We start from the raw sequence: 2,399 nt of genomic DNA, 5'->3' as shown, positions 1-2,399 counted from the left end.
TAGGCCTTGATGCGCGGCATGGTGCGGTAGTTGTCGATGGAGCCGGTGGGGCACGGCGAGATGCAGTCGTTGCACCAGTTGCATTTGTCGGCATCGACCACGTAGTTGCGCGAGTCGTGCGTGATGGCCTGCACCGGGCAGATGGATTCGCAGGTGTTGCAGCGGATGCAGATCTCGGGGTCGATCAGGTGCTGCTTGATCACAGCCGATGCGGCGGGCGCGTTCATGGGGGGTCTCCGTGGGGGTGTTTTGGGCAGTGTATTTCTGGGTGCTTGGCTTGTTTCGGGGTGCTACTTTTGCCTGGTTGCTGCGCTGGTCTTTTTCGGGCTTCTGGGTTGGCTTTGGGTCTTTCTCTGGCCTCTGCTTTTGCGTTGGCCTGGCGCCGCGCGACGCGGTGCGGCCGACTCCGTTCGTGTCCCCCGCCGGCCTGCGGCCGGCTCCTCCTTGACCTCACTGCGCCAGCCACACCGCGTCGCGCTGGTGGGCGCTCGCGCGGGGGAAGAAGCAGCGCCACCTCCTACGTGGAGTCTGTCACCCCTCCGGAGCACGTGTCCTAACCGGGGATGCGGTGGAACCGGCTTTGCCGGGCCACGTCTCCGGAGCGCGGGCCTTAACCCAGGATGCCGCGGAACTGGCTTTGCCAGGCCGCAGGCATCGTCCCCCCTTCAAGCGCCGAAGGCGCGCCAGAAAGGGGGGAAGCCGCGAAGCGGCGCAGGGGGGTTATCCGAATCTCACATACTCGAAGTCCACCGGCTGGCGGTTGATGCCCATCACCGGCGGCGCAATCCAGTTGGCGAACTTGCCCGGGTCGACCACGCGGCCCATCAGGCTGGCCACGAAGGCGCGGTCGCCTTCGCTGGGCAGCCAGTGGTCGCGGTTGGCGTTCCATTCGGCTTCGGACACCACGCGGCCGTCGGGTGCGACCTTCACGCCCTTCAAGAGGCCGATGTTGCGGTGGAAGGCCTTGTGCGGCACGCTCAGGCGGAACGGGATGCCGGCCTTCTCGATGACCTTGTTCCAGCGCTCCACGCCACCGATGCTGTCCTTGATGTAGTCGTCGCGCAGCACTTCGTTGAGCGCGTTGAGCATGGGCACTTCTTTTTCGACGAGTTGGCCGTTCTGCACGTTGAGCACCTTGTAGAACTGGCCCTTGAGCACGTGGTCGTCGGTGCGTTTGCCTTCTTCGTAGCGGCCTTTCAAGCCGGTGCTGTAGAAGGTGGCGGCGTTGCTGGATTCGTCGGCGCCGAAGAGGTCGATGGTGACGCTGAAGTGGAAGTTCAGGTAGCGCTGGATGGTGGGCAGGTCGATCACGCCGGCGGCGCGCAGCTTGGCCGGGTCGTCGGTCTTGAGCTCGTTCATCACCTGGCAGGTGCGGTTGATGACGCGGCTCACCCCGCTCTCGCCCACGAACATGTGGTGCGCCTCTTCGGTCAGCATGAACTTGGTGGTGCGCGCCAGCGGGTCGAAGCTGGATTCGGCCAGGGCGCAGAGCTGGAACTTGCCGTCGCGGTCGGTGAAGTAGGTGAACATGAAGAAGCTCAGCCAGTCGGGCGTTTCTTCGTTGAAGGCTTCGAGGATGCGTGGGTTGTCGGCGTTGCCGCTGTTGCGCTCCAGCAGGGCCTCGCCTTCTTCGCGGCCGTCCTTGCCGAAGTATTTGTGCAGCAAATACACCATGGCCCAGAGGTGGCGGCCTTCTTCGACGTTGACCTGGAACAGGTTGCGCAGGTCGTACTGGCTGGGGCAGGTCAGGCCCAGGTGGCGCTGCTGCTCGACCGAGGCGGGTTCGGTGTCGCCCTGGGTGACGATGATGCGGCGCAGGTTGGCGCGGTATTCGCCGGGGATGTCCTGCCAGGCGGCTTCGCCCTTGTGGTCGCCGAAGTGGATCTTGCGGTCGGCCTCGGCGGGATTCAGGAAGATGCCCCAGCGGTAGTCGGGCATCTTGACGTGGCCGAACTGGGCCCAGCCCTGCGGGTCCACGCTGATGGCCGTGCGCAGGTAGACGTCGAAGTTCTGCGAGCCGTCCGGGCCCATGTCGTCCCACCATTTGAGGTAGTTGGGCTGCCACTGTTCCAGCGCGCGCTGCAGCGTGCGGTCTTCGCTCAGGTTGACGTTGTTGGGGATCTTGTCGCTGTAGTCGATGGTGGACATGGGGGTCTCCTGGGGTGTGTGCTTCAGACGCGGTTGAAATCGAACTGGGCTTTGTCGCCCTTGCCGTAAACCTTGAGTGCGCCCTTCTCGCCCACGGCGTTGGGGCGCTGGAAGATCCAGTTCTGCCAGGCGGTCAGGCGACCAAACACGCGGGTGGCCATGTTTTCTTTCTGGGCGAAGCGCAGGTTGGCCTCCAGGCCGGTCAGGGCGTCGGGCGACATGGCGGCGCGCTCTTCCAGCGCCAGGCGCAC

General features: G+C 64.7%; 2 protein-coding genes and 1 pseudogene. All 3 read right to left on the bottom strand.

What is annotated here, in order from left to right:
* Nucleotides 1-227, bottom strand: a 227-nt coding sequence (locus AC07YZ_RS25415; RefSeq protein WP_494796781.1) for a 4Fe-4S binding protein, incomplete at its 3' end; no start/stop codon positions are given.
* 493 nt (nucleotides 228-720) lie between these two features.
* Entirely contained in the window at nucleotides 721-2,148 is a 1,428-nt protein-coding gene (gene boxB / locus AC07YZ_RS25410; RefSeq protein ID WP_494796780.1) for a benzoyl-CoA 2,3-epoxidase subunit BoxB, read from the bottom strand.
* Between the two features lie 23 nt (nucleotides 2,149-2,171).
* A pseudogene (locus AC07YZ_RS25405) lies at nucleotides 2,172-2,399 on the bottom strand (2,3-epoxybenzoyl-CoA dihydrolase); the annotation flags it as partial.

The organism is Hydrogenophaga sp. GW101-3F08 (assembly GCF_059424585.1).
The sequence above is the reverse complement of the archived record's forward strand: the minus strand, read 5'-3'. Positions and strand labels throughout refer to the sequence as shown.

Excerpts from the sequence above, each read along its gene's own strand:
- boxB (WP_494796780.1), bottom strand. The coding sequence starts at position 2,148 with ATGTCCACCATCGACTACAGCGACAAGATCCCCAACAACGTCAACCTG.